22 protein-coding genes are annotated in these 25802 nt (G+C 34.8%); 16 read left to right on the top strand and 6 right to left on the bottom strand.

Features of this window, described 5'->3' with window-relative positions; genetic code table 11:
* Positions 1-18 precede the first annotated feature (18 nt).
* Together K8B81_RS08395 and K8B81_RS08390 are read right to left on the bottom strand one after the other, a co-directional pair.
* Entirely contained in the window at positions 19-1470 is a 1452-nt protein-coding gene (locus K8B81_RS08395) for a family 43 glycosylhydrolase (protein WP_223680806.1), read from the bottom strand.
* 33 nt (positions 1471-1503) lie between these two features.
* Positions 1504-2238 (bottom strand): hypothetical protein, encoded by a 735-nt coding sequence (locus K8B81_RS08390; RefSeq protein ID WP_223680804.1) that lies wholly within the window; start codon positions 2236-2238, stop codon positions 1504-1506.
* A gap of 377 nt (positions 2239-2615) precedes the next feature.
* Between K8B81_RS08390 and K8B81_RS08385 the strand changes: the two genes are divergently transcribed.
* Positions 2616-3848, top strand: coding sequence for an ATP-binding cassette domain-containing protein (locus tag K8B81_RS08385; protein WP_223680802.1), 1233 nt, complete (start codon positions 2616-2618; stop codon positions 3846-3848).
* A 469-nt stretch (positions 3849-4317) separates the two neighbouring features.
* Here the strand turns inward: K8B81_RS08385 and K8B81_RS08380 are convergent, their stop codons facing one another.
* The gene (locus K8B81_RS08380; RefSeq protein ID WP_223680800.1) at positions 4318-4959 is read right to left on the bottom strand and encodes a protein-L-isoaspartate(D-aspartate) O-methyltransferase; all 642 of its coding nucleotides are present in this window, start codon (positions 4957-4959) and stop codon (positions 4318-4320) included.
* Positions 4960-5217: 258 nt separating this feature from the next.
* On the opposite strand from K8B81_RS08380, the gene K8B81_RS08375 reads away from it, so the two are divergent.
* The 9 genes from K8B81_RS08375 (at position 5218) to K8B81_RS08335 (ending at position 12950) form a co-directional block, all read left to right on the top strand.
* Positions 5218-6183 carry a Gfo/Idh/MocA family protein gene (locus tag K8B81_RS08375; protein WP_223680797.1) on the top strand — a complete coding sequence of 322 codons (966 nt, stop codon included), beginning with the start codon at positions 5218-5220 and terminating at the stop codon, positions 6181-6183.
* 88 nt (positions 6184-6271) lie between these two features.
* A complete protein-coding gene (locus tag K8B81_RS08370) occupies positions 6272-7159 on the top strand; it encodes a 3-hydroxyacyl-CoA dehydrogenase family protein (protein WP_223680795.1) in 888 nt (295 codons plus the stop codon).
* A 12-nt stretch (positions 7160-7171) separates the two neighbouring features.
* Positions 7172-7594, top strand: coding sequence for a hypothetical protein (locus K8B81_RS08365; RefSeq protein WP_223680793.1), 423 nt, complete (start codon positions 7172-7174; stop codon positions 7592-7594).
* Positions 7595-7600: 6 nt separating this feature from the next.
* The gene (locus K8B81_RS08360) at positions 7601-8290 is read left to right on the top strand and encodes a YggS family pyridoxal phosphate-dependent enzyme (RefSeq protein WP_223680791.1); all 690 of its coding nucleotides are present in this window, start codon (positions 7601-7603) and stop codon (positions 8288-8290) included.
* 25 nt (positions 8291-8315) lie between these two features.
* On the top strand, positions 8316-8696 hold the full coding sequence (locus K8B81_RS08355) for a four helix bundle protein (protein WP_317196950.1): 381 nt from the start codon (positions 8316-8318) through the stop codon (positions 8694-8696).
* A 125-nt stretch (positions 8697-8821) separates the two neighbouring features.
* A complete protein-coding gene (locus K8B81_RS08350) occupies positions 8822-10183 on the top strand; it encodes an exonuclease domain-containing protein (RefSeq protein WP_223680789.1) in 1362 nt (453 codons plus the stop codon).
* Positions 10184-10214: 31 nt separating this feature from the next.
* Entirely contained in the window at positions 10215-11051 is an 837-nt protein-coding gene (locus K8B81_RS08345; protein WP_223680787.1) for an ion transporter, read from the top strand.
* A gap of 154 nt (positions 11052-11205) precedes the next feature.
* Complete coding sequence (gene miaA / locus K8B81_RS08340) at positions 11206-12126, top strand: tRNA (adenosine(37)-N6)-dimethylallyltransferase MiaA (protein WP_223680785.1); 921 nt, start codon at positions 11206-11208, stop codon at positions 12124-12126.
* An 80-nt stretch (positions 12127-12206) separates the two neighbouring features.
* Positions 12207-12950, top strand: a complete 744-nt coding sequence (locus K8B81_RS08335) for an acyl-[acyl-carrier-protein] thioesterase (protein ID WP_223680783.1) — start codon at positions 12207-12209, stop codon at positions 12948-12950.
* A gap of 118 nt (positions 12951-13068) precedes the next feature.
* Here the strand turns inward: K8B81_RS08335 and K8B81_RS08330 are convergent, their stop codons facing one another.
* The 3 genes from K8B81_RS08330 to hutH are packed head-to-tail and all read right to left on the bottom strand — an operon-like array spanning position 13069 to position 16641.
* Positions 13069-14400: an inorganic phosphate transporter gene (locus K8B81_RS08330; protein WP_223680781.1), complete on the bottom strand. Its 1332-nt coding sequence runs from the start codon at positions 14398-14400 to the stop codon at positions 13069-13071.
* A 33-nt stretch (positions 14401-14433) separates the two neighbouring features.
* On the bottom strand, positions 14434-15078 hold the full coding sequence (locus tag K8B81_RS08325) for a DUF47 domain-containing protein (protein WP_223680779.1): 645 nt from the start codon (positions 15076-15078) through the stop codon (positions 14434-14436).
* A gap of 48 nt (positions 15079-15126) precedes the next feature.
* Positions 15127-16641 (bottom strand): histidine ammonia-lyase, encoded by a 1515-nt coding sequence (gene hutH / locus K8B81_RS08320; protein ID WP_223680777.1) that lies wholly within the window; start codon positions 16639-16641, stop codon positions 15127-15129.
* 546 nt (positions 16642-17187) lie between these two features.
* On the opposite strand from hutH, the gene thrA reads away from it, so the two are divergent.
* The 6 genes from thrA to K8B81_RS08290 all read left to right on the top strand — a co-directional run bounded on the left by thrA (position 17188) and on the right by K8B81_RS08290 (position 25546).
* Entirely contained in the window at positions 17188-19635 is a 2448-nt protein-coding gene (gene thrA / locus K8B81_RS08315) for a bifunctional aspartate kinase/homoserine dehydrogenase I (RefSeq protein ID WP_223680775.1), read from the top strand.
* A gap of 97 nt (positions 19636-19732) precedes the next feature.
* The gene (locus K8B81_RS08310) at positions 19733-20656 is read left to right on the top strand and encodes a homoserine kinase (RefSeq protein ID WP_223680773.1); all 924 of its coding nucleotides are present in this window, start codon (positions 19733-19735) and stop codon (positions 20654-20656) included.
* A 316-nt stretch (positions 20657-20972) separates the two neighbouring features.
* The gene (gene thrC, locus K8B81_RS08305; RefSeq protein WP_223680771.1) at positions 20973-22262 is read left to right on the top strand and encodes a threonine synthase; all 1290 of its coding nucleotides are present in this window, start codon (positions 20973-20975) and stop codon (positions 22260-22262) included.
* A 155-nt stretch (positions 22263-22417) separates the two neighbouring features.
* A complete protein-coding gene (locus K8B81_RS08300; protein ID WP_223680769.1) occupies positions 22418-23623 on the top strand; it encodes a hypothetical protein in 1206 nt (401 codons plus the stop codon).
* Positions 23624-23663: 40 nt separating this feature from the next.
* Positions 23664-24968 carry a nucleotide-binding domain-containing protein gene (locus K8B81_RS08295; protein ID WP_223680767.1) on the top strand — a complete coding sequence of 435 codons (1305 nt, stop codon included), beginning with the start codon at positions 23664-23666 and terminating at the stop codon, positions 24966-24968.
* A gap of 20 nt (positions 24969-24988) precedes the next feature.
* The gene (locus K8B81_RS08290) at positions 24989-25546 is read left to right on the top strand and encodes an SLATT domain-containing protein (RefSeq protein ID WP_223680765.1); all 558 of its coding nucleotides are present in this window, start codon (positions 24989-24991) and stop codon (positions 25544-25546) included.
* Positions 25547-25802: the final 256 nt, after the last annotated feature.

Raw genomic sequence — 25802 nt, 5'->3', positions numbered from 1 at the left:
TTTGTATTGAACAAATATTTAGTGTGCTCTAAAATTCCATTTAGAATTATCACTATTCATATCAAATTTTGCAAGTGTTGGTGTACTGTCTCCAGAAGAAACTAATGCTAATTTTTCATTAGAATTCGGAACCACTTTTGGCATTATCCTGTAGGTTCCGTCAATTAATTGATCAATACGCCATAATTGTTCTGACGCGCCTGTAAATTTAGGAACGCTTATTAATTCACCCTCTTGTGTGGCTGCTAATGCACGTTCTGTTCCTGCTATTACTATTTTATAATACGGTGCTCCAAGATATCCTCCTGCATTTGGAGCTGCTGTAATAGTCCATTTTTGATGAGGACGAAACATATAATCTCCTATACGAATATTGGTATTTCCTTTCGGCCAGGTATCCATTACATCTGATAATTGCTGGGAAGGAACAGCTTTTACCGGCTCATTAGGGTCATGCTCCCAAGGACGCATCCTGCCTGGCATGCGAACGAAATCTACAGCTAATTCTAAAGCATATCCTCTTCTTTCCGATTCAATTTCATAAGTCCCTTCTTTGAAATTATCTCCTGCTACTGGCCATCCATTTTTCCATAATAAAGGACGGATCCCCAATACGCTGCGTCCATTTTGATCCAGATCTGCTTCATAATGGCAAGACATTTTTTGAACTCCGTCACCAAGATCAACAAGTCCAAAGTGTCCTGGCCCGTTAACTCTTCCACCTGCTGCAATTACCATTTTACCACCTCCTTTTAACATATCCCTGCCCATGTTATCAAGGTATGGACCTGTAACTTTTTTAGAACGTCCCACTACAATATTATAAGTCGAGTTGGCACCATCACAGCAAGTTCCGTGTGTTCCAAGAAGATAATACCATCCATCACGGTATATCAAATCAGTTGCTTCACAATCAATTGCAATATCTATCGCTTTGTTGCCTTTTACACGTGCTCCGGTTTTAGGATCAAGCTCGACAAGACGGATAAAACCAAAATAGGTTCCGTAAGAGCACCATAATCTGCCATCCGTAGGATCTAAAAGAAGTCCCGGATCAATTGCATCATTATCTTCCATATTGCTGGAAGAAGCAACCACTATAGGTTCTGAATATTTAAAGTTTGGAGAATTTGGATCAAGAGTCTTGTTCCACATCGTATTTATTTGTCCGTCATGACCGCCTCCAAGCCCACCTCCGGTTGAGCCGTAGGCAATAAGATAGCGGTCACCAATTTTAACGACATCAGGGGCAGCTCCTCCTCCTGGCCTTACACCTCCTTCGTTCCATGTCCAGCCATCTTCAGATATTAATCCGCCTCCACGAGTGCCAAATGTGTAATACTTTCCTTCACATTCCATAATGGTAGAAGGATCATGTATAAATGGTTTTCCTATCTGTGCATTCAGTGTTCCAGTCAGCCATATCGATAAAAGGGCAGTTGTACCCATTACTTTATTTCTTATTTTCATAATAATTTCAAAATTTATACAAATGAGATTAATTTATTCGAGAGTAATCGTTAAATCCTTAACTGGCTGCCCTTTTTCATCCAGGAAACGAACACAAAAATCGCTCATACCAGGCCCGTTGATTACTGCTCCCCGAATTATATTTTTCCCTTTGTTGAGTGTTAAACGTGGCGAAACACAATCATCCATTACCATACGTCTGTCTCCTGAAAGCAGTACAGCTTCTTTTTCATTTACCCACCACATTGAAGCTGAATTAGATCCTACTGCCATTCTTACATTTTTCATTTCCTTTGGGCTATTCACTATTGTTACGGACCAAAATAAAACGCCGTATATTTCTTTTTTTAATCCATAAGCGAAACGAAATAATTTTACATTGAATTTTTTACTGTCCAGTGCATGCCATCTTAGCTCCTGATCCGCAACTTTTACCTTATCTCCACTCTTAGGAAGAACTGTAAACTGATTTGGAAAATACTCAGTAGAAAATGCGGTCCTGAGGTAACTATCGGTAAAGACAGTATTACTGCGATTGGGTTTATTAATTGGTTCTAATAGTAACCACCGTTGAATAAATCCTTCAGAATCTGGTGTTTTTTTTGATTTTGTTGCAGGACTAAAGTAAGACTCGATGCTTCTTACTGTATCGTTTTTAGCATTAGGATCAATTTTGCCTCCTGATGAGACAGTAAATCCTTGTAAACCTAATGTTGCCAAAAATACAAAGCACATTACTTTCAAGCATGTTTTGTGTTTAATGTTCATAATAGTTAATAGTTTTTTACAGTTTTTTCGGTTTTTTATTATTAGTTGATTCAAAAAAATAGTACAATTTTTTACTAAAATACAAATAAAAAACAACCGGTTGTAATTTTATATATCATTTTACATTTAAAGCAATTAAAAGTAAAATTTGGCATACATATGAAAAGATTCTACATTGAAAATGATTTTTTTATGAAATTAGTTTCCGTTTTCAGATGATCAATAAAGTATATTTGTAAACTCAAAACTTCTTTATTTAGTTTTAAGTTCAATATTTACAGGCAATTTATATACTTGTCGTAATATTCAATTAATAAATGAAGTAATCCGATAATCTGAATAATTAAAGAAAAGGAATACTTTTTAAGAAATAAATAATGCATCAAAAACAACATTGGGACATTCTTTTAACCAATCAGGTTAATAAAAAGAAATTCATAGACACCCTGCTTTCCGGCGAAGCAAAAGAAGAATTAGCGGTTTTTAATAACCAAAAAGGAATTTTATTCTCAGATATTTCGATCGAAAAATTCATCGAAAGGGAATACCAATACGAATCTGTTGAAGCTTCTCCGGAATCGCACAGGCAATTGCGTACTTTTTCATCTGGCGAACGCAAAAAAGAGTTTTTGAAATACTGTATCAGCCAGAATCCGGATTTTATCATTTTCGATAATCCTTTTGACCATTTAGATCAGGCTTCGCGTCTGGCTTTGGCAATTTCTCTCGAAAAACTTACCGATACTGTTTCTATCATCCAATTAGTAAATCGTACCGTTGATTTGATGGACTTTGTACAGAATAAAGTTTGGATCAAAGACAATTCGTTTACTTTATACCCTATTTCAAAAGAGGTAAGGCATTTTAAAACTTTAAATAAGGCTTCCATTCCAAAAGCTCTGGAAGTGAACACATTCCACGAAAGTGAATTGATAAGGATGCAAAACGTTTCGGTAAGTTATGAAGACCGAAAAATTCTCAACAATATTTCTTGGACTATTAAACAAGGTGAATTCTGGCAGTTAATTGGCCCTAACGGCTCAGGAAAAAGTACTATCCTATCCTTGATTACGGGTGATAATCCGAAAGGATATGGTCAGGATTTATTTTTATTTGGAAGAAAAAAAGGAAGCGGCGAAAGCGTTTGGGAAATTAAAAAACAAATCGGATTATATGCGACTTCTATGATGGATTTGTTCCAAAAAAGCCATACGCTGGAACAAATGATTCTATCAGGTTTCTTTGATTCTATTGGATTGTATACAGAACCTACTACTTTGCAAAAACAAATTGTGACACAATGGCTCGAAGCAATTGAAATGACTCACCTGAAAAAGAAACGTTTTATAGATCTTTCAATCGGCCAGCAAAGAGTAGCACTGATTGTTCGTGCGGTTTTAAAACATCCGCCTTTATTGATTCTGGACGAACCTGTTGAAGGCCTGGATGATGAAAATGTCGATTTGGTGATTCAGTTAATCAATACGATCAGGCAGGAAACCAATGTAGCTATTTTATATGTTTCACACAGAATCGAATCAGGGCTTGCCCCTACATCGATTCTTGAACTTATTCCTTCTGAAACGGGATCGGTTGGAAGAATTAAATAATAATCCAAATTAAATGATAAGTATCCACAAACTTGTCATTCCGTAGGGAATCTTTTTGGCGCTAGAAGATCTTTGTTAATTATGAAACGAGTATTTTCGGCTAAACATAAACGTAATGAAAAACGTTAATTTTACTAAATTCGCAAATATCTTGTAACGACATTTATGAGTAATTGAAATTATTACGGCTCCTTAATATTATTTTACGTTGAAAGTAAATTTTATTTCCGTTTTAACGTGATATCCATCCTGTTCGCCAGGTAACCATTTTGGCGACTTCATTACAGTTCGCATAAGTTCTTTTCCTGTTTTATATCCAATATTTTTTCTTAGGTCAAGATGAGTTATAAAGTCATTAATATCGACAATGAAATTTACAGAAACTGGACCAATGACATCTTTTGCTTCATCTGGCTAGAGATTTCTACGGAATGACAAGATTGTCTTTAATATTAACTGTTTAGTTTTTTTAATTCTTATCTTCTAACAAAGGCACAAATCTAAACTCTCCAAACTCATGTTTTTCAAATTGTGTTTCATTTTTTCGTATCAGTAAAGTCATAATCTGAACGTCTTCGCCAAGCGGAATCACCAGTCTTCCTCCTATTTTTAACTGTGCCATCAACGGCTTCGGAATAAAAGGAGCACCGGCAGTAACAATAATACTGTCAAACGGGGCATAATTTGGAAGTCCTTTATACCCATCGCCAAACGAAAGATGTTTAGGTCTGATATTCAATTTTGGAAATAAATTAGAAGTCGTTTTAAACAGCTCTTTCTGTCTTTCAACGCTATACACTTTGGCCCCCAGCATAAACAAAACTGCAGTCTGATAGCCAGATCCTGTACCAATTTCGAGAATTTTATGGTCTTTTTTAACTTCCAGCAGCTGCGACTGAAAGGCAACAGTATAAGGCTGGGAAATAGTCTGCCCTGCTCCTATAGGAAAAGCCTTATCCTGATAAGCGTAATCTTCAAAACTCGAATTTAAAAAAAGGTGTCTTGGGATTTTTTTTATCGCATCCAAAACCGCTTTATCAGTAATCCCTTTTTGCTCTAAAGTGCTTACTAATTGATTGCGAAGTCCTTGATGTTTGGCAGTATCTTTCAAAATAGGTAGGTTTTATTTTCGCAAAAATAAGAAACAAAACAGGAAATCAAATATTGATTTTAAATTAATAAAGCTATAAGTTAAGAGTTACGGATTATAGGGTGTAGTTAAATATTTCAAAGTGGAAAGCCTTAACTTATGATTTATAGTTTCAGCATATAACTTTTAACTCATAACAAATAACCCATAACTAACAATTAGCTAAATTCTTTTTCACTTTCGACAAATAAATTCTATTTTTGTTTAAAATACATTCAAATGTTAAAAGTAGGAGTTTTAGGTGCCGGTCACTTAGGTAAAATACATTTACGCTTATTACAACAGTCTGACAAATACGAATTAGTTGGATTTTACGATGAAAATCAGGAAAATGCTGAAAGAATCTCAAAAGAGTTCGGCTATAAAAACTTCAACACAATAGCAAAATTAATCCACGCCGTGGATGTAATTGATATTGTAACCCCAACCCTTTCGCACTATAAATGCGCTAAAGTAGCCATCAAATCAGGAAAACATATCTTCATAGAAAAACCAATTGCCAACACTGTTGAAGAAGCCGAAGAAATAATTGCTTTGGCAAACGAGTACAATGTAAAAGGTCAGGTCGGTCATGTAGAACGTTTTAATCCTGCGTTTATCGCTACCAAAAACATGATAGAAAATCCGATGTTCATAGAGACACATCGTTTAGCCGAATTTAATCCTCGCGGTACAGATGTACCAGTAGTCCTGGATTTAATGATTCATGATATTGATGCGATTTTGAGTGTTGTAAATTCAAAAGTAAAACACATTAATGCGAGTGGTGTTTCTGTAATTAGTGAAACTCCGGATATAGCCAATGCCCGAATTGAATTCGAAAATGGTTGTGTTGCCAATTTAACTGCAAGCCGGATTTCGATGAAAAACATGCGCAAAACACGTTTCTTTCAAAAAGACGCCTATATTTCAGTTGATTTTTTAGAGAAAAAATGTGAAGTAGTCCGTATGAAAGACGCCCCGGAAGTTCCGGGAGATTTTGACATGATCCTTCAAAATGCTGAAGGCGTGAAAAAACAAATCTATTTTACCAATCCTGATGTAGAACAGAACAACGCCATTTTAGACGAATTAAATGCATTTGCTGATGCCATCAATAATAATACAACTCCGGTTGTAACATTGGAACAGGCAACAGATGCTTTACGTGTGGCATACCAAATAATTGACTGTTTTAAAAAATAAGACAAAATATAAATTGTAAATTTAAGGTTTAAAGCTTGCTGCAAAGTAACTTTAAACCTTAAATTTTAAAATATAAATACAAAATTAAATGAGAACTATAGCTGTAATTGGTGCCGGAACAATGGGAAACGGAATTGCACATACTTTTGCGCAAAGCGGTTTTACTGTAAAACTAATTGATGTTTCTGAAAAAGCACTAGACAAAGGAATGGCAACTATTGCTGCTAATCTCGACAGAATGCTCGCTAAAGGAACAATAACGCAGGAAGAAGTAGCCAGAACAATCACCAATATCATTACCTATACTGATATTAAGGATGGAGTTGTCGGGGTTGATCTGGTAGTAGAAGCAGCAACTGAAAACGTTGAACTAAAACTGAATATCTTCAAACAATTAAACGAATCCTGCTCACACAATACGATTTTAGCAACGAACACTTCTTCGATTTCAATTACACAAATTGGAGCAGTCGTCGCACATCCCGAGCGTGTTATCGGAATGCATTTTATGAATCCGGTTCCTATTATGAAGCTGGTAGAAATCATTCGCGGCTATAATACCAGCGATGAAGTCACCAAAATTATCATGAATTTATCTGAGAAATTAGGTAAAACACCTGTTGAAGTAAACGATTATCCGGGTTTTGTTGCCAATAGAATTTTGATGCCTATGCTAAACGAGGCAATTGAAACGTTATATAACAAAGTGGCGGGAGTTTATGAAATTGATACAGTAATGAAATTGGGCATGGGGCATCCAATGGGACCGCTTCAATTGGCTGATTTTATTGGTCTTGACGTTTGTCTTGCTATTTTGAATGTAATGTACGACGGATTCAAAAACCCTAAATATGCTCCTTGCCCGTTATTGGTAAATATGGTTAGAGCAGGTAAATTAGGCGTAAAATCCGGTGAAGGTTTTTATGATTACAGCGAAAGTAAAAAGGCTGAGAAGATCTCGAAGCAGTTTATTTAATCTGGTAGTCTTATGAAAAAAATTCTATTATTCTTTATAATGATGCAGTCTATTTCAATGATTGCCAAAACAGAAATAGATACCATCACAAATTGGCAGCTGTATAAGAATAATAAAATACTTTTTAAAAGTAATGAATTTGAAAGAGGGTCTAAAATTGGAATAATTAATTTGAAAGACAATTTCAAAGTTTTAAATTTCAATATTTTTTATGATTCTTTTAGAGATGAAACATTTAAAAAAATTGAGTTCATTATTGATAAAAAAGTAATTCAATACGCAGAAGACAAAAACTATGCTTGTTCAGCTTTTAAAATAAAAAGAGAACAGATAATTCGATTATTTGAAAAATATAAAAATGCAACAATCCTTTTAAAATATTATGACAAGATAAATCCTAAAGGAATTATTATTGGACGAATATTAATAAAATAATAGCAAATGTCAATAGCATCAAACCTAAATAAAATCAAAGAAAGTTTACCTGAACACGTAACTCTTGTTGCGGTTTCAAAAACAAAACCTGTTTCAGATCTGATGCAGGCCTATGAAGCCGGTCAGCGTATTTTTGGCGAAAATAAAATTCAGGAAATGGCCGATAAATATGAGCAAATGCCAAAAGATATTCAATGGCATATGATTGGTCATGTTCAGTCGAATAAAGTCAAATTTATGGCGCCATTTGTAAGTCTGATTCATGGGGTTGACAGTTTGAAATTATTACAGGAAATCAACAAACAGGCGCTAAAAAACAATCGCGTTATAGATTGTCTGCTTCAGATATATATTGCCGAGGAAGAAACTAAATTTGGTCTTGACGAAAAAGAACTTTCAGAATTATTGTCTTCATCGGAATTTAAAGAGATGAAAAATATTCGTATCTTAGGTTTAATGGGAATGGCAACTTTTACAGAAAACCAAAACCAGATCAAAAAAGAATTCCTCTATTTAAAATCCATTTTTGATTCATTGCAAAACAAAGACGCACAATGCCGGGATGCACAGCAATGTATTTCTACAGCAGCACATTTTTCAACCATTTCAATGGGAATGTCCGGTGATTATCAGCTTGCCATCGAATGTGGAAGTACGATGGTTAGGATAGGAAGCAGTATTTTTGGAGGACGATAAAAGTCAATATCAAAAATCAATGGCAATGACAATATTAATTTTAAAATATAAAATATTAATGGAAAAAATATTCAATTTTGATGATCGTCTGATTCGTTTTGCTGGAGAATGTATATTTTTTACACGACAATTAGAAAGAATTTTTGAAAATGAATATTATAAAAACCAATTAATAAGATCGTCTGGAAGCGCTTCTTTAAATTTCGGTGAAGCACAGGGTACAGTAACTGATAAAGATTTTATATTTAAAGTTTCATTAGTTGTAAAAGAATTAAAGGAATCCAGAAATTCTTTAAAAATATTAGATTATATAAAAGAAGGTGATAACGATAAAAGAAACAAGCTTCTTACTGAAGTAGAACAACTTATTGCAATTTCATCAAAAATGATAATAAATAAAAAGTAATTTTTTCAATAACAATATCAATACAATGACAATTTCAATAAAGAATTTCAATTTTAAAACATTGATTTTTGACATTGGAATTGATATTGATTTTTGATATTGCCATTGATTTTTGACATTTGAAAATGTACGCAATATTAGACATAGAAACTACCGGAGGACAATTCAATGAAGAAGGAATTACCGAAATCGCCATCTATAAATTTGATGGTCATGAAGTAGTTGATCAGTTCATTAGCCTTGTCAATCCCGAAATTCCAATTCAGCCTTTTGTGGCTAAATTAACCGGAATCAACAATGCTATGCTGAGCTCTGCGCCTAAGTTTTATGAAGTTGCCAAACGAATTATCGAAATCACTTCTGATTGTATTATTGTAGCACACAACGCTTCATTTGACTATAGAATCCTGCGTACTGAATTCAGACGCTTAGGTTATAATTTCGAATCTAAAACACTTTGTACCGTAGAATTAGCGCAAAAATTAATTCCCGAGCAGCCTTCTTACAGTTTAGGGAAATTAGTCCGTTCACTCGGAATTCCGATAGCCGACAGGCATCGCGCCAGCGGAGATGCTATCGCTACAACTAAGCTATTCAAAATATTACTCGAAAAAGACCTGGAAAAAACCATTGTCAAAGATTTTGTGAAATTTGAAATTGAAAAAGGGATTTCACCAAAACTTCAGGATCTTGTAAATCAGATGCCTGCTAAAACCGGTGTGTATTACATTCATAACGAAGGAGGAAATTTAATTTACATCGGCAAGAGCCAAAATATCCGAAAAAGAGTCAATCAGCATTTTACCGGAATTACAACCAAAAGCAAAAGAATTCAGGCAGAAGTTTTTACCATAACCTACGAAGAAACAGGCAGCGAATTAATTGCTTTATTAAAAGAAAGCCAGGAAGTAAAAATAAACCGCCCGAGATACAATCGATCACAAAAAAAGAGTGTTTTCCCGTACGCCATTTATGTAGAAAAAGATGCAAACAGTTATCTGAATGTAAACCTCGGAAAAGCAGATGGACGCAAAAAAGAAATTACGTCATTCGCTTCGTTGCAGGAAGGCAAAAATGCGCTTTTCAAATTTGCTGCAAAGTATCATTTATGCCAGAAACTAACCGGTTTATATCAAACTAAAAAAGAGTGTTTTCAATACAAAATAAAGGAATGCGATGGTGCCTGCATTGGCGAAATCACTCCTGAAATCTACAATTTAAGGGTACAGCAGTTTATTTCTGAAAACAGTTTTGAAAACAGAAACATGATTTTGCTCGACAGAGGACGAAACATAAACGAAAGAAGCGCTATCTTAATCGAAAACGGAATTTATAAAGGGTATGCTTATTATGATTTAAATTATCAGATTACCAATATCGAAATTCTGAAAAAAATTCTAATTCCAATGCAGCACAATCGTGATGTAAAGAATATCATTCAGCAGTATATCCGAAAAAGTAAATCATTGAAAATACATCATTTTTAGTAAAAACAAAACTTTCATTATCTTTAAGGATATGAAAAACAAAAAATCACAATACGAAATCTTTAGGGAAAAAGTCAAAATCGTTCTGTATGGCACCAACACCATTTTAGGACGAATGTTCGATTTAGTGCTGCTAGGTTTGATTTTATTGAGCGTTTTACTAATAATGCTCGACACTGTTCAAGGCATTAGTTCAAAATACCATTACCAGTTATGGATTTGCGAATGGGTAATCACCATCTTTTTCACCATTGAATATATCTTACGGATTATTTCTATCCAAAAACCAGTCAAATACATTTTCAGCTTCTACGGAATCATCGATTTACTCGCCGTTTTACCCATGTATTTATCCATATTTTTTCCGGGAGCCAGCATATTGTCTATCGTAAGGGCATTGCGTTTCTTCAGGCTATTCAAAATTCTCCATATTCCGCAAATTTCGCATCAGTCCTTTCAGCTTAAGGAAGCTATCGAAGCCAGCAAAGAAAAAATTCTCGTTTTTATCTATTTTGTACTCATCAGCACCGTAATTATTGGTTCGGTAATGTATCTGGTCGAAGGTAAAGAATCAGGTTTTACCAGTATTCCAATGGGAATTTACTGGACAATTGTAACCCTAACAACGGTGGGTTATGGAGACATTTCACCCCAAACCCCTTTAGGCCAGTTTATAGCCGCACTGGTCATGATTTTAGGTTACGGAATCATAGCAGTTCCTACCGGAATAGTTACAGCCGAATTTGCCAAGAAAAGCCTTCGGGACAATACTGTCAGTACAAAAAACTCCTGTCAGATCTGCGGTTCACAACTTCATTTTGATAACGCTAAATTTTGTCACGAGTGCGGAAGTGAATTACATGCATAATTTTTAGAAGCTATTCCGGCTGTACATTGCAACTCCTCCTTATCTTTGTTGTTTTTTAAGTCCTAAAAGCAGCTTCTAAAGTCGCTTCTTTTACGCCACAAAAACGAACAAATATAAGTCCGGGGTTTCCATTTCCATCCAGGCTAAAAAACATATGAAATACCTAATTACCATTGTCGGACCAACAGCTATAGGCAAAACAGCCCTCAGTATTGCTTTGGCACAACATTTTAAATGCGAGATCATATCGTGTGACAGCCGTCAGTTTTTTAAAGAAATGACCATTGGCACAGCAGTTCCCAATAAAAATGAATTAACAGCTGCTAAACATCATTTCATCCAGAACAAATCGATATTTGAAAATTATACCGTTGGCGATTACGAAAAAGAAGCGCTTTTAAAACTCGAAGAATTATTCCAAAAAAATGATTTCGCTATTCTGATTGGTGGTTCCGGATTGTATGTCGATGCTGTTCTGAAAGGTTTCGACGAATTTCCGGAAATCAATCCCGAAGTACGTTCAGAAATCAATTCAAATTACGAAAAACTCGGAATTGAATATTTACAGGAGCAATTAAAAACTTTGGATCCGGATTACTTTCAGAAAATCACTTTAGAAAATCCGCAGACACTTCAAAACCCTCAAAGAATGATGCGTTTTGTTGAGGTTTGCATCGGGACTAAAAAACCATATTCATCCTTTTTAAATCAAAAGAAGAACAACCGGAACTTCACTCCTGTTCTTATTGGTTTAGAAGCCGACAGAGAAATCATTTACAACCGGATCAACCAGCGTGTTGACATTATGATAAACGAAGGTTTACTGGAAGAAGCCAAAGCTTTATATCCTAATAAAGCGTTAAATGCGCTTCAAACTGTGGGTTATAGGGAATTATTCAGTTATTTTGACGGAGAATTCACTTTGCCTTTCGCTATAGACGAAATCAAAAAAAACACAAGACGATTTTCTAAAAGACAATTAACGTGGTTCAAACGAAACGAAAACACCAAATGGTTTGATTATGCTGAAGATAGAAAAGTAATTATAAATTATATTGAGGAAATTGTAAAATAAAATCTTTCTCTACTCTTTATTCTATTTTCGAAAAAATCTAAAATCTAAGAAGTCCAACAATCTAAGAAGTCTAAATTAAAATGCCAATATCACCAAACTTCACATCCATTCTAAGCAAAGACTGGGAAATCAATTTTACACAATGTACTCCGAGCGGTTACTTAAAATATACAGATTTATGCAATATTTTACAATTAACAGCCGCAGCACATTCTGAAATTGGAGGCATCAGTTTTTATGACATGCAGGAATTTCATCAGGCGTGGGTTTTAAGCCGAATGCGGGTAGAAGTAAGTGCTTTGCCAAAATCAGGAGATATCGTTACTGTAACAACCTGGATCAACAGTCTGGAAAATTCACGTTCTGTCCGTGCTTTGGAAATGCATGTAAATGGAAAAAAGATTGTAGGCTGCGAAACGTATTGGGCGGTTTTTAACACGCAATTACGTCGTCCGGAAGCTTTGGCATTGCCTTATGAACATTTTGAGCTATTTCCGGATAAAAGAGCCACAACAGAAGGCTTTTCAAAAATAAACATCAACCACGAAAAAGAATTTGTGTTTGAAAAAACCGTGTATTTATCTGATCTGGATATTGTCAATCACGTTAATAATGTAAAATACCTGGAATGGTGCCTGGATCATGTAGAACCAAAAAAAATCCTGAAACAACAACTACAAAGTTTCGAAATGAATTTCATGAAAGAACTGTCCCTGAAAGATACCGTTCAAATTCACGAAAACGATGATAAAGAAAACTCCAGATTCAGCATCACAAAAGGAGAAAAAACCTGTTTTGCATTACAGTTAAACTGGAAAAAATAAGCCTTTTTATAATATCCACAAAAAAACAAAAAGCTGGTTTCAATTAAGAAACCAGCTTTTTTATATATTTTAAAAATGCGATTTACATCTCACATTTCACAAAAATCATTTTACCCATTTAGATAAAAACACTCAGAACAAAATAAACTAATCCTGCTAATAAAGCTGAAATAGGAATTGTCAATACCCATGCCCAGATCAAACTTACAGTCACCCCCCATCTTACAGCAGATACACGTTTCGTTAATCCAACCCCGATGATAGAACCAGTAATAGTGTGAGTTGTACTTACCGGAATTTTCAAATGCTCCGTAAAGTAAAGTGTCAAAGCACCCGCAGTTTCAGCAGCAACACCCTCAAACGAACTTACTTTTGTGATTTTAGAACCCATTGTTTTTACAATTTTCCATCCTCCACTCAAAGTTCCCGCAGCAATAGCAGAGTAACACGCTAATGGAATCCATCCCGGCATTACACCTTTTATTCCCTTGTCATCATTTGGCAAAACAACATCTAACCATGAATCCATGTGTACTCCCGGATTCGTATTGATATAAACTGCAACCGCAGCTGCGATAATACCCATTACTTTTTGAGAATCATTTCCTCCATGCCCTAAACTGAAAGCAGCAGATGATAATAACTGCATTTTTTTCAAAGCCGCGTCAGCCTGATGAAGATTCAGACTGCTGAATATCAAACAAAAAGCACTAACTGTAAGGATGATAAAAGCAACTAAAAACCATTTTATATTATGCGATTCAAAAGCTACACTCCAAAAATGGGATTCAAATCTAGGCTTTTCAATTTCTGAAAAAGGTACCATTTGGGTGTAAACAAACCAAATAGTAGCAATCATTACTGCTACAGTAAAAATTTTAGGACCAATATTTTTACGCGAAGCATTCAATAACCAGATCGAAATTAAATAAGAAGCCAATGCTCCTACTAACGGTGCCAGTACAATAAAAGCAATAATAATGATAACCCCTGAAGGCATTCCGCCATCTTTTCCTGCTTTATACCAGCTTACGATTTCGTACCAGTAATGTGTGGTTCCGTCTTCACCTGCATAACCTGAAAAACCGTGAACTGCAATAGCATGTGCAATAGCTGCACCGGCAAAACCTCCAATTAAGGTGTGTGATGAACTTGAAGGAATACCCAACCACCAGGTCAGTAAATTCCAACAGATTGCTGCAATAACACCAGCTAAAATAACTACAAGGTTAATTTCCATAGTGTGCGCTGTTTTAGCAACAGTATCTGCAACACCAAATCCAAAAACCCAATAAGCCAGAAAGTTAAAAAACGCTGCCCAGACAACCGCCTGAAAAGGTGATAAAACCTTTGTAGCAACAACAGTAGCTATAGCATTTGCCGCATCATGAAAACCATTGATGTAATCAAAAATTAAAGCTAATACTATAATAATTATAAGTATAGTCATAAAATTATAACTTCAGAATTGAAATAAATTGAATTAAGAATGTTTTACAGAAATAGACTCAAGTATATTTGCAACGCTCTTACACTTGTCTGTTGCTGATTCTAAAACAGATAACACCTCTTTATATTTAATAATATTTTTAGCGTCTGTTTCGTTTTCAAAAATTTCAAAAACTGCTTTGTTATAAACGTTATCAGATTTGTTTTCCAGTTTGTTGATTCTGGAACAGGCATCCTTAATAACTTTGAAATTCTTTAAATTTCTTAATTCCTTTACCGCACTGTCAATGTTCTGACAAGCCTCAAGGTTGATCTCTGTCATTTTTCTGATTGACTTTGTAATCTTGTCAACCTGATACAATTTCATTCTGCTTGATGCTCCGTGCAGGTAATCCGCAACGTTATCAATAGAAGTAATTAAGGTATGAATATCTTCTCTGTCAAAAGGAGTGATAAAGTTTCTGCTCAGCTCCAGATTGGTTTGACGTGTAATGTCTTCTCCTTTTTGCTCTAATTCATCGATTTTCTGAAAAAGGACTTCTCTTTCTTTTAATGGAAGGTTTACAGCTTCGTGTAAGTTAGAAGCTAATTCAATTAAATTGCTTGAAGCCTCTTCAAAAAGTGGAAAGAATTTCTTGTCTTTCGGCACTAAAAATTGGAAAATACTGTTTATTGACATTTTTATATTTTTGATAGTGCAAAATTACTTCATTAATATTTTACAATGTTAAGCCATTGTTAACAAATCGTTTTCAATTTGGAAACTACTCAGAAACAAAATAGTCTTCTCAATATCATAATGTAAGATTCTGTCTTCCTTAACCAAAGGCACAATTTCCCTGTAACTGCTTAAAAACATTTCGATGAAATCGCTTGATTTTAAAGGCTCTCTGTATGCAATAGCCTGCGAAGCATTCAACAATTCAATTGCCAGGATACGCTCTAAGTTGTCCATAACCTTCAAGGCCTTTGTTGCTCCGTTTGCTCCCATGCTAACATGATCTTCCTGTCCGTTGCTCGAAACAATACTATCTACACTTGACGGTGTTGCCAGTTGTTTGTTCTGACTTGCAATACTTGCCGCAGTGTATTGCGGAATCATAAATCCTGAATTGAGCCCCGGATTATCCACCAAAAACGCCGGAAGATTTCGCAATCCTGAAATTAACTGATAGGTTCTCCTTTCTGAAATACTTCCCAGTTCCGCCAACGCTATTGCCATAAAATCCAAAGCTAAAGCCAACGGCTGCCCATGGAAATTCCCTCCTGAAATAATCTGATCGGATTCTATAAATATATTAGGATTATCTGTAACCGAATTAATTTCGGTCTTGAATACTTTTCGGACATAATCAATCGCATCTTTTGAAGCGCCATGAACCTGAGGCATACAACGGAAAGAATACGGATCCTGAACATGTTTTTTCTGCTGTTTAATGATTTCACTTCCTTCCAGAAACTCATTAATTCTTTGTGCCGTTATAATCTGACCTTTATGAGGACGTATGAAATGGATCAATTCGTTGAATGGCTCAATTCTTCCATCAAAAGCTTCCAGTGAAATCGTTCCAATCAAATCAGCCAGATACGAATATTTATAGGCCTTAATCAAAATATGAACCCCGTAAGCCCCCATAAACTGTGTTCCGTTTAATAAGGCCAGTCCTTCTTTTGACTGCAAAACAATTGGCTCCCAGTTAAAATGTTGCAAAACTTCTGCAGCAGCTATTTTTTTACCCTCAAAATAAACTTCGCCTTCTCCTAATAATGGTAAAGATAAATGTGCTAAAGGCGCTAAATCTCCCGAAGCGCCAAGTGATCCCTGAGTAAAAATTACCGGTAAGATATCATGATTGTAAAAATCAATCAGACGATTTAACGTCTGCAGTTGAATTCCAGAATGTCCGTAGCTCAAAGACTGAATTTTCAGCAACAGCATTAATTTTACAATTTCAGAAGGAACTTCTTCGCCGGTTCCGCAGGCATGTGACTTCACCAGGTTTTCCTGAAGTTTAGATAAGTTTTCATCCGAGATTTTCACACTGTAAAGTGATCCAAAACCAGTATTGATCCCATAAATAGGTTCTGGATGTGAGGCCATTTTTTTATCCAGATAATCCCGGCATTTCTGAACATTTACTTTTGCTTCTTCAGATAATTCTAGTGCCTTATCATAACTTAAAATTTCCTGTAAAGTCTCTAAAGTTATGGTTTCAGTACTAATATAATGGATTTCCCTCATGGTGATTTCAAATTAAAACATCAAAATTCAACAAATCAACATTAAAAAGCAACATTTTATCACAATAATTAAAATTTATAAAGAAGCTATTTTTCAAAATTATTTATTTCACAATACTAACTCAACAAGTGTAATATCGCTTTTAACGCATATCAAGCAAAAAAACAAATCACATATCAAATAATCTTCAGTCCAAAATATATCAAAAAACCAAGTTAAAGCATCTAATTTTAACAAATACTCAATATTGATTTTTTATCATTTGTTTTATTAAAATATTCGCAAAAAGGCAATTTAGCTTTTTAACTTTTATAAAAAATTGTACTTTTGAAAAATCAAAAATGAAACGTAACAGCATAAAATATCAATCTTCAATGACAGCTCAAACAAGAGTTGCAACTGCTGCTACAACATTTACTACAACAACTACTACCCCTTAGGGGTATACATTTTTACATATAATCCTGGTTATCTATATTTTTCTTTCTGAAAGAAGAAAGTCGTTGGATACATAAAAATATTTGCATAAAAGAAAAAACATCAAAAATGAAAGTATTAAAATTTGGCGGAACTTCGGTTGCCAATGCACAAAATATAAAGCTCGTTCTCGAAATTGTTAAACAAAAAGCTGAAAAAGACAAGCTCGTTGTAGTGGTTTCCGCATTAAGCAAAGTAACTGATCTGTTACAACTGGCTGCAGCAAAAGCAGCTGAAAATGATGAAAGCTTTCGTGAAGTCGTTGCTGAAATCGAGAAAAAACACCTTGACACTTTAAAAGAATTAATTCCGGTTAGCGAACAAAGCAGTTTGTTAAGCCATATCAAAAGAATCATCAACCATCTGGAAACCTTATTGGACGGATGCTTTTTATTGGGGGAATTATCTCCAAGAACGGCTGATACTGTTTTGAGTTTCGGCGAATTGCTTTCTTCTTTCATTATTGCACAGGCATACCAGCAAATCGATAAAAATGCCGTTTATAAAGACAGCCGTGAGTTAATTAAAACAAATGCTGATTTTGGTAAAGCGGTTGTGAATTTTGAAATTTCAAATGTTTTGATTCAGGAATATTTCGCAGGAAATGATTCAAAAATTACTATTTTGCCTGGATTCATTGCCCAGACCCTTGACGGAATCACTTCTACTCTAGGTCGCGGCGGTTCTGATTATACGGCTGCTATTATCGCAGGAGCAATTGACGCAGAACAGCTTGAAATCTGGACTGACGTAAACGGAATGTTTACTGCAAACCCAAAAATTGTAAAACAGGCACAGCCAATTGCTGCAATTTCGTATCAGGAAGCAATGGAATTGTCTCATTTTGGTGCGAAAGTGTTGTATCCACCAACAATTCAGCCGGTTTTAAGAAAAAACATTCCAATTCTTATCAAAAATACATTCGAACCGGAAGCAGAAGGGACTCTGATTTCGAATCAGGTTTCTGAACAGACTACTCCTGTAAAAGGAATCAGCCATATCGATCACATTTCGTTGTTAACACTGGAAGGCCCGGGAATGATTGGGGTTTCAGGTTCTTCAAAACGTTTGTTTGAAGTGTTGTCACACGAAAAAATCAATGTTATTTTCATCACTCAGGCCTCTTCTGAGCATTCTATTTGTATCGGAATCTTAAATTCTGATGCTGAAAATGCTGAGGAAGCCATCAATAAAGCTTTTGAAGTTGAGATTTTACAAAATAAAATTGATCCTTGTATTGTTGAAAAAGACCTTTGCATTATTGCTTTGGTAGGTGAAAACATGAAAAACCACCAGGGTCTGAGCGGAAGAATGTTCAGTACTTTAGGAAAAAACAACGTAAACATCCGTGCGATTGCACAAGGTGCTTCAGAAAGAAATATCTCAGCCGTAATCAACGAAAGAGATGTTAAAAAAGCACTGAATACCTTACACGAAAACTTCTTCGAAGAAAACACCAAACAGCTGAATTTATTTGTAATGGGTGTTGGAAATGTGGGTGAAAAATTCATCGAGCAGATTCACAACCAGAAAAAATTCCTGAAAGATGTTTTAAAAATCAATGTTCGTGTGATTGCATTGTCGAACTCCAGAAAAATGGTATTTGACGAAGACGGAATTTCCCTAAAAGACTGGCAGGCAACTTTAGACAAAGGAGAAGCGGCTATCCCGACAGAATTCATTGCACGTGCCAAAGAACTGAATTTAAGAAACAGCATTTTTGTAGATATCACAGCAAATGCAAGTGTTTCTGAGATGTATGAGAAATTTTTAAAAGAAAGTATTGCCGTTGTAACCTGCAACAAAATTGCCTGTTCATCTGCCTACGACAACTATAAAAAACTAAAAAGCTTATCTCGTCAATACAACGCTCCGTTTTTATTTGAAACGAATGTTGGAGCCGGATTACCAATTATCGATACCGTAAAAAATCTTATTGCATCAGGAGATAAAGTGCATAAAATACAAGCCGTTTTATCCGGAAGTCTGAACTTTATTTTCAACAATTTTGATAAAAATAATTCTTTCCACGATGTAGTAAAAGAAGCCGGAGTTCAGGGATTCACAGAACCGGATCCGAAAATCGACTTAAGCGGGATCGACGTTGCCCGTAAAATCCTGATTCTTATTCGCGAAAGCGGTTATCAAATGGAAATCGAAGACATCGAGAATCTGTCTTTCTTACCAGAAGAGTGCATGAAAACGACAAATAACGAAGATTTTTTCAAATCATTGATCACACATGCTTCGCATTTTGAAAATCTTTTGAAAGAAGCCAACGAAAAAGAATCCCGCCTAAAATTTGTAGCACAGTTCGAAAACGGAAAAGCAAGCGTAGGTCTTCAGTTTATTCCAAAAGATCATCCTTTCTATAACTTAGAAGGAAAAGACAATATCGTGCTTTTCTACACCGATCGTTATGTAGATCAGCCTTTATTGATCAAAGGAGCTGGTGCCGGTGCAGCTGTTACGGCTTCAGGGATTTTTGCGGATGTAATTAGAATTGGAAACATATAATTTTTTTTGTTTCAGGTTTCATGTTTCAAGTTGCCAAACTTTGCGAACCTTGCGGTTAAACTTGAAACCTGAGACCTGAAACCTGAAACAACCAGAAATGAAAGAAATAAAACTATTTTGCCCGGCAACTATCGCAAACCTGTCATGCGGATTTGACGTATTGGGACTTTGTTTAGACAATGCGGGTGATGAAATGATTGTTCGAAAATCAGATCAAAAAGGTGTTCGAATCACTAAAATTGTGGGTGCCGATTTGCCTCTTGAAACCGAGAAAAACGTTTCGGGTGTGGCGGCTTTGGCGATGTTAGCAACTTTGGACGAACTGGATTTTGGATTTGAAATTGAAATTTATAAAAACATCAAAGCCGGAAGCGGAATCGGAAGCAGCGCTGCCAGTTCTGCGGGAGCAGTTTTCGGAATTAATGAATTATTAGGAAGACCTTATTCCCGTAAAGATCTGGTTCAGTTTGCGATGCAGGGCGAGAAATTAGCCAGCGGAAACGCACATGCTGACAACGTCGCTCCTGCCCTTTTAGGCGCATTTACTTTGGTAAGAAGTTATTCGCCTTTAGATATTATCAGAATTGACAGTCCGGAAGAATTATACGCAACCGTGGTTCATCCACAGATTGAATTAAAAACGTCTGATGCCCGCTCGGTTTTAAAACAAAACGTTTCCCTGAAAAGCGCTATCACGCAATGGGGTAACGTAGGCGGACTGGTTGCTGGTCTTTACACCAAAGATTACGATTTGATTGGAAGATCACTTCACGACGAAATCGTTGAACCGGTACGAAGCGTTTTAATTCCGGGATTTGATTTAATCAAACAAAAAGCTTACGAAAACGGCGCTTTAGGCTCCGGAATTTCAGGTTCCGGTCCGTCAATTTTCGCTCTAAGCAAAGGAAAAGACACCGCTGAAAAAATCGCAAAAGCCATGAGCGACGTTTACGAAAAAATGAATTTACCGTATGAAATTCACGTTTCGAAAATTAATCCGGATGGAGTTCGGGTTTTGTAAAATGTGAGATGTGAATTGTAAAAAGTATTAAGTACGAAGAATTAAGTATTAAGATTTATACGGAACGTTTGTCGTGCTGATCGGTGTCGAAGCCCACGTCTAGCATGTCATTTCGACGAAAGGAGAAATCACTGAGGGAGAGCAACGCCCTGTTGTCGAGTTTCTAGTGTGATTTCTCCTTCGTCGAAATGACAAAAGAACTTAAAAAAATTATAAATAAAATATTGGAAATTGGAATTTAAAAAATTGGGATTTGATTTCACAAAAGTCTATATTCTATTTTCTATTCTCTTTTTTCTAAAGCAAAAACAACACAATGAAATACTACAGTTTAAACCATAATGCCCCAAAAGTTTCTTTTCAGGAAGCTGTGATACAAGGATTAGCGAGTGATAAAGGATTATATTTCCCGGAAAGCATTACGCCTCTTGATTCTTCCTTTTTTGACAAAATCGAAAGTTTAAGCCACGAAGAAATTGCTTTTGAAGCAATCAAACAATTCGTTGGTGATGAAATACCTGCAGCAAAACTAAAAGAAATTATCGCTGAGACTTTAGTCTTTGATTTTCCGGTGGTAAAAGTGGAAAACGGAATCTATTCGTTAGAATTATTCCACGGGCCGACAATGGCATTTAAAGACGTTGGAGCGCGTTTTATGTCGCGTTGTTTGGGTTATTTCAACAAAGACAAAAAAGATTCTAAAAATACGGTTTTGGTAGCCACTTCCGGAGATACGGGAGGTGCTGTTGCGAGCGGATTTTTAGGAGTTGACGGCGTTGATGTTGTCATTTTATATCCGTCTGGAAAAGTGAGCGATATTCAGGAAAAACAATTGACTACTTTAGGACAGAATATAAAAGCATTAGAAGTTGGCGGTGTTTTTGACGATTGCCAGGATATGGTGAAAAAAGCGTTTTTAGACGAAACTTTAGCGCACAAAAACCTGACTTCGGCGAATTCTATTAATATTGCGCGCTGGCTGCCACAGATGTTTTATTTCTTCTTTGCTTACAAAGCATTGAAGAGCCAAAACAAACCATTGGTTTTCTCTTGCCCAAGCGGAAACTTCGGGAATATCTGCGCCGGAATTATGGCAAAGAAATTAGGTTTGCCAATTGAGCATTTTGTAGCCTCTACAAACGTAAACGACACGGTGCCAAGATTTTTAGAAAACGGAAAATACGACCCGAAACCTTCTAAAGCCACAATCTCTAACGCCATGGACGTTGGAAACCCAAGCAACTTTATCAGGATTCAGGAATTGTACAATAATGACTTAAAAACTTTCGAAAAAGACTTTTCTTCTTATAGCTATACCGATGAAGAAACTTTAGTTGCTCTAAAAAATATTTATAACACAGACGGTTATATCGCAGAACCACACGGGGCTGTTGGGTATTTAGGTTTGAAAAAAGAGCTTGAAAAACATCCTAACGCAATTGGTATTTTCTTAGAAACCGCTCACCCAATTAAATTCTTAGATGTGGTAGAACCTGCTTTAGGCATTACGCTTCCGATTCCTGCTCAGATTGAGAGCGTTATTAATGAGGAGAAAGTTAGTGTAAAGATTGGGACTTATGAGGAGTTGAAGAGTTTCTTGGGATAGAAAAACATATAATAAATTATTAAAAGCGAGTAAACAATTTTTACTCGCTTTTTTTGTTACTACGGAAATCCGTAAAAATTAGCAATGAAAAATACATATATTTGAAAAAACAAAAACTAATTATCAATACCTTATCAAATTTAAACTTAAATAGAATGAAATCATTTTCAGGTATTTCTTGGTTGGATTTTCCAGCACAACATTTTGGCAGAATAAAAGAAGAAATATTATCTAAAGGAAAAGATTATATCCTTAAAATAGATGAAGAAGAGTTTATTGAATATTTAGTTGAAAAATATAAAGTTGAACCATTACAGATCTATCTGGAAACTGAATCCGTTTCAGAACCCCAAAAAAAAATAGAAAAAAGAAGCGATCCTTGGGGATATTATTTTGATGCTGAAGTGTATTATTTTACTGTGAGCTATGAATTTTCAGGAAGTGAAGAATTATTTTTTGTTCAACCAAATCCTAGAACTATGGTCAGCTATGATATAAATGTAAAAAATAATCGAGTGTCCTTTTTATTTTCAATTTACCAACAAGATGTAAGAGAGTTTAATAGAGCAAAATCAGAAGCTTATTCTTACGCTTTTAATAACTTAGAGAGAATTAATAATAATGTACAATCTATAAGCGATAGTTTTGAAAGTGCTGTGAAACGGACATTTCATAATGAAAAAAATAAATTCAAACAGGAAAATGATTTTTTTGCAGCTATAAACGTTAATGTCAATAAAAACACTGAATCCATTTTTACAATTCCAACTATTACTAAAAAAGATATTCCGCAACCCAAAGAACCAAATAACAAAGAATTTTCTAGCGAACCAGCTATGTCAATGAAAATGTATAACGATATTTTGAAAGTAATATATGATTTAGGCAAAAGCATGGAAAAAAAACCTTCTACATATCAAGGTAAAGATGAAGAAGCTTTAAGAGATCAAATTTTGTTGTTTTTAGAAACAAGATATGACGGAACAACTGCCACGGGAGAAACATTTAATCGTGGAGGAAAAACAGATATTATACTAAAATATGCTAATGATAATAGTAATTTGTTTGTTGCAGAGTGCAAATTTTGGCATGGCACTTCAGAATTTTTAAAAGCAATTTCTCAATTATTTGATAGATACTTAACTTGGCGTGATTCAAAAACTGCTTTAATTCTATTTGTAACCAATAAAAACTTTAGTAACGTGCTAAGTACAATTAAAAATGAAGTTATAAATCATGAATACTACGTTAGCTCAAATGGAGAAAAAGGAGAATCATCATTTAGTTATGTATTTAGACTTCCTCAGGATGAAAATAAAAAAGTTTTACTTGAAATAATAGCATTAAATTATGATAAATAGCAAGTCGGACTTTAAAAGCATAAATAAATTCTAGTACAACATGAATACTTCTGAAACCTTTCAAGAATTTCTAGGAAATATTAAAATTATAGATGATAAAGCGAATACAATTTCTAGCAGATATGCACGAATAACCAAAGCTTTAAACCAATATTTTCGTGACACAGAATCAACAACTGCAAATAGTTTGCAAGTTGGTTCTTATGGTAGATATAGTGGGATCAAGGGAATTTCAGATTTAGATATGCTCTACATTATACCTAATTCTAAGTGGCATGAATACAATAAGAATAGTGGACAAATAAAACTATTACAAGACACAAAAAAAGCAATTGAAAAAACATATTCCGCTTCAGATATAAAAGTGGATAGATGTGTTGTAACTGTTAGTTTTTCAGATGGAACACATATAGATGTTCAACCCGTTTTTGAAATAGAAGATCAAGACTATAAGTATCCTGACACATATGGAGATGGATTGTGGAAGATTACTAAACCACGAAAAGAAATGGATGCAATGTTAGAAGCAGAACCTAATAAGAACAGAAATCTTAGGAGACTCTGTAAAATGGCTAGGTCTTGGAAGAATAAGCACGGTGTTTGCATGGGAGGATTATTAATCGATACTTTAGCATATAATTTTTTAAATTCCACTACTTATTTTGATAATAAAAGCTTTGCTTATTTTGATGAAATGAGCCGGGATTTTTTTAAATATTTATACGATCAACCTAAAGATCAGAAAGAATATGGAGCTTTAGGAAGTAAACAGCGTGTAAAAGTGAGGAAATCATTTAGGAGAAAATCTAAAAAAGCGTATGAATTAGCATGCAAGGCTATTGATGCCGCTTCGGATAAAACAAAACATAATAAATGGAGAGATATTTATGGTAATGATTTCCCTAAATACCAAAACGAAGAAAGTGAAGCAAGAGCACTTAATTTGTTCTATAAAAGTAATGAGGAATACATAGAAAATTTATATCCTGTCGAAATTAGATATAATCTTGAGATTGATTGTGAAATTAAACAAAAGGGCTTTAGGGAAGGTCTATTAAGAGAATATTTAAGGAAAAAGTATCCTTTGTTAAGTGGTAAATCACTTAGGTTTTACATTTCAGAAATAAATATACCACATCCATATATTGTAAAATGGAAAGTTACAAATAGAGGAGATGAAGCCATTAAAAGAAATTGCATTAGAGGACAAATTACTAGTGATTCTGGAAATGAACAAATAGTTGAAACTACTAATTTTAATGGTGAGCACTATGTTGAATGCTATATTATTAAAAATAATATAGTAGTAGCAAGAGATTTAATTGATGTGCCTATTTCTGCATAATTTTTATAAAAAACTAAATCATGAGCGAACAAAAAGTTTTATTAGAATCTCAAATTAGAGAAATATATGGAAGGGTAGTTTATACTCATAAAACACATGAAAAATGTGCTGATGTTTTAAAAGAAAGAAATGATTGTTTAAAAATAATAGAGGTAATACTTTCAGCATTAACTACAACAAGTATTTTAGTAGTTATATTTGGGGATGGTATTTTTTTTCAATTTTTAGCAGCGTTATTTTCTACAACTCTATTATGTTTAACATTATACTCCAAAGACTATAATTTATTGGCATTAGCGGAAAAGCATAAGCAAGCCGCATTGGATATTTTAGAAATTAGAGAAAAATTATTATCATTATTAGTTGATATTAGAATTGGCAATAAAGATTTAAGTGATTACCAAAATGAAAGAAATAAGTTAAATGAACAATTGGTAAATACATATAGAGGTGCTCCGAAAACGATAAATAAGGCATATAGAATTGCCTCAAAATCCTTAAAGGAAAATGAAGAATTTACATTTTCAGACGAAGAAATTGATAAATTTTTACCTGAAAGTTTAAGAAAACAAAGTTAAATTTAACGATAATTAGAGAAACAAACATTAAAGCCCTGTACTAGCGAGAGCGCAATGAAATATATTATTACATCCTTGTGGGTACGAGCGGGACGCTCGCACCAGCGCTAACGACTACAATTAGCAAAAAAATATGAAAATTAAATTTCTCGTCTAGCCCCGATTGCAGTGAAAATCCTTGTGTGCCGGGGTTCGGCACAGAAGATTGTAGCGGAAAGCGGGACTGAATTTCTTATGAAAACGAATTTTCTGCTCC

The sequence above is a fragment of the Flavobacterium hibisci genome (assembly GCF_020026925.1).
GTDB classification, from domain to species: domain Bacteria; phylum Bacteroidota; class Bacteroidia; order Flavobacteriales; family Flavobacteriaceae; genus Flavobacterium; species Flavobacterium hibisci.
The sequence above is the reverse complement of the archived record's forward strand: the minus strand, read 5'-3'. Positions and strand labels throughout refer to the sequence as shown.

Excerpts from the sequence above, each read along its gene's own strand:
- K8B81_RS08395 (WP_223680806.1), bottom strand. The coding sequence starts at position 1,470 with ATGAAAATAAGAAATAAAGTAATGGGTACAACTGCCCTTTTATCGATA.
- K8B81_RS08390 (WP_223680804.1), bottom strand. The coding sequence starts at position 2,238 with ATGAACATTAAACACAAAACATGCTTGAAAGTAATGTGCTTTGTATTT.
- K8B81_RS08385 (WP_223680802.1), top strand. The coding sequence starts at position 2,616 with ATGCATCAAAAACAACATTGGGACATTCTTTTAACCAATCAGGTTAAT.
- K8B81_RS08375 (WP_223680797.1), top strand. The coding sequence starts at position 5,218 with ATGTTAAAAGTAGGAGTTTTAGGTGCCGGTCACTTAGGTAAAATACAT.
- K8B81_RS08370 (WP_223680795.1), top strand. The coding sequence starts at position 6,272 with ATGAGAACTATAGCTGTAATTGGTGCCGGAACAATGGGAAACGGAATT.
- K8B81_RS08365 (WP_223680793.1), top strand. The coding sequence starts at position 7,172 with ATGAAAAAAATTCTATTATTCTTTATAATGATGCAGTCTATTTCAATG.
- K8B81_RS08360 (WP_223680791.1), top strand. The coding sequence starts at position 7,601 with ATGTCAATAGCATCAAACCTAAATAAAATCAAAGAAAGTTTACCTGAA.
- K8B81_RS08355 (WP_317196950.1), top strand. The coding sequence starts at position 8,316 with ATGACAATATTAATTTTAAAATATAAAATATTAATGGAAAAAATATTC.
- K8B81_RS08350 (WP_223680789.1), top strand. The coding sequence starts at position 8,822 with ATGTACGCAATATTAGACATAGAAACTACCGGAGGACAATTCAATGAA.
- K8B81_RS08345 (WP_223680787.1), top strand. The coding sequence starts at position 10,215 with ATGAAAAACAAAAAATCACAATACGAAATCTTTAGGGAAAAAGTCAAA.
- miaA (WP_223680785.1), top strand. The coding sequence starts at position 11,206 with ATGAAATACCTAATTACCATTGTCGGACCAACAGCTATAGGCAAAACA.
- K8B81_RS08335 (WP_223680783.1), top strand. The coding sequence starts at position 12,207 with ATGCCAATATCACCAAACTTCACATCCATTCTAAGCAAAGACTGGGAA.
- K8B81_RS08330 (WP_223680781.1), bottom strand. The coding sequence starts at position 14,400 with ATGACTATACTTATAATTATTATAGTATTAGCTTTAATTTTTGATTAC.
- K8B81_RS08325 (WP_223680779.1), bottom strand. The coding sequence starts at position 15,078 with ATGTCAATAAACAGTATTTTCCAATTTTTAGTGCCGAAAGACAAGAAA.
- hutH (WP_223680777.1), bottom strand. The coding sequence starts at position 16,641 with ATGAGGGAAATCCATTATATTAGTACTGAAACCATAACTTTAGAGACT.
- thrA (WP_223680775.1), top strand. The coding sequence starts at position 17,188 with ATGAAAGTATTAAAATTTGGCGGAACTTCGGTTGCCAATGCACAAAAT.
- K8B81_RS08310 (WP_223680773.1), top strand. The coding sequence starts at position 19,733 with ATGAAAGAAATAAAACTATTTTGCCCGGCAACTATCGCAAACCTGTCA.
- thrC (WP_223680771.1), top strand. The coding sequence starts at position 20,973 with ATGAAATACTACAGTTTAAACCATAATGCCCCAAAAGTTTCTTTTCAG.
- K8B81_RS08300 (WP_223680769.1), top strand. The coding sequence starts at position 22,418 with ATGAAATCATTTTCAGGTATTTCTTGGTTGGATTTTCCAGCACAACAT.
- K8B81_RS08295 (WP_223680767.1), top strand. The coding sequence starts at position 23,664 with ATGAATACTTCTGAAACCTTTCAAGAATTTCTAGGAAATATTAAAATT.
- K8B81_RS08290 (WP_223680765.1), top strand. The coding sequence starts at position 24,989 with ATGAGCGAACAAAAAGTTTTATTAGAATCTCAAATTAGAGAAATATAT.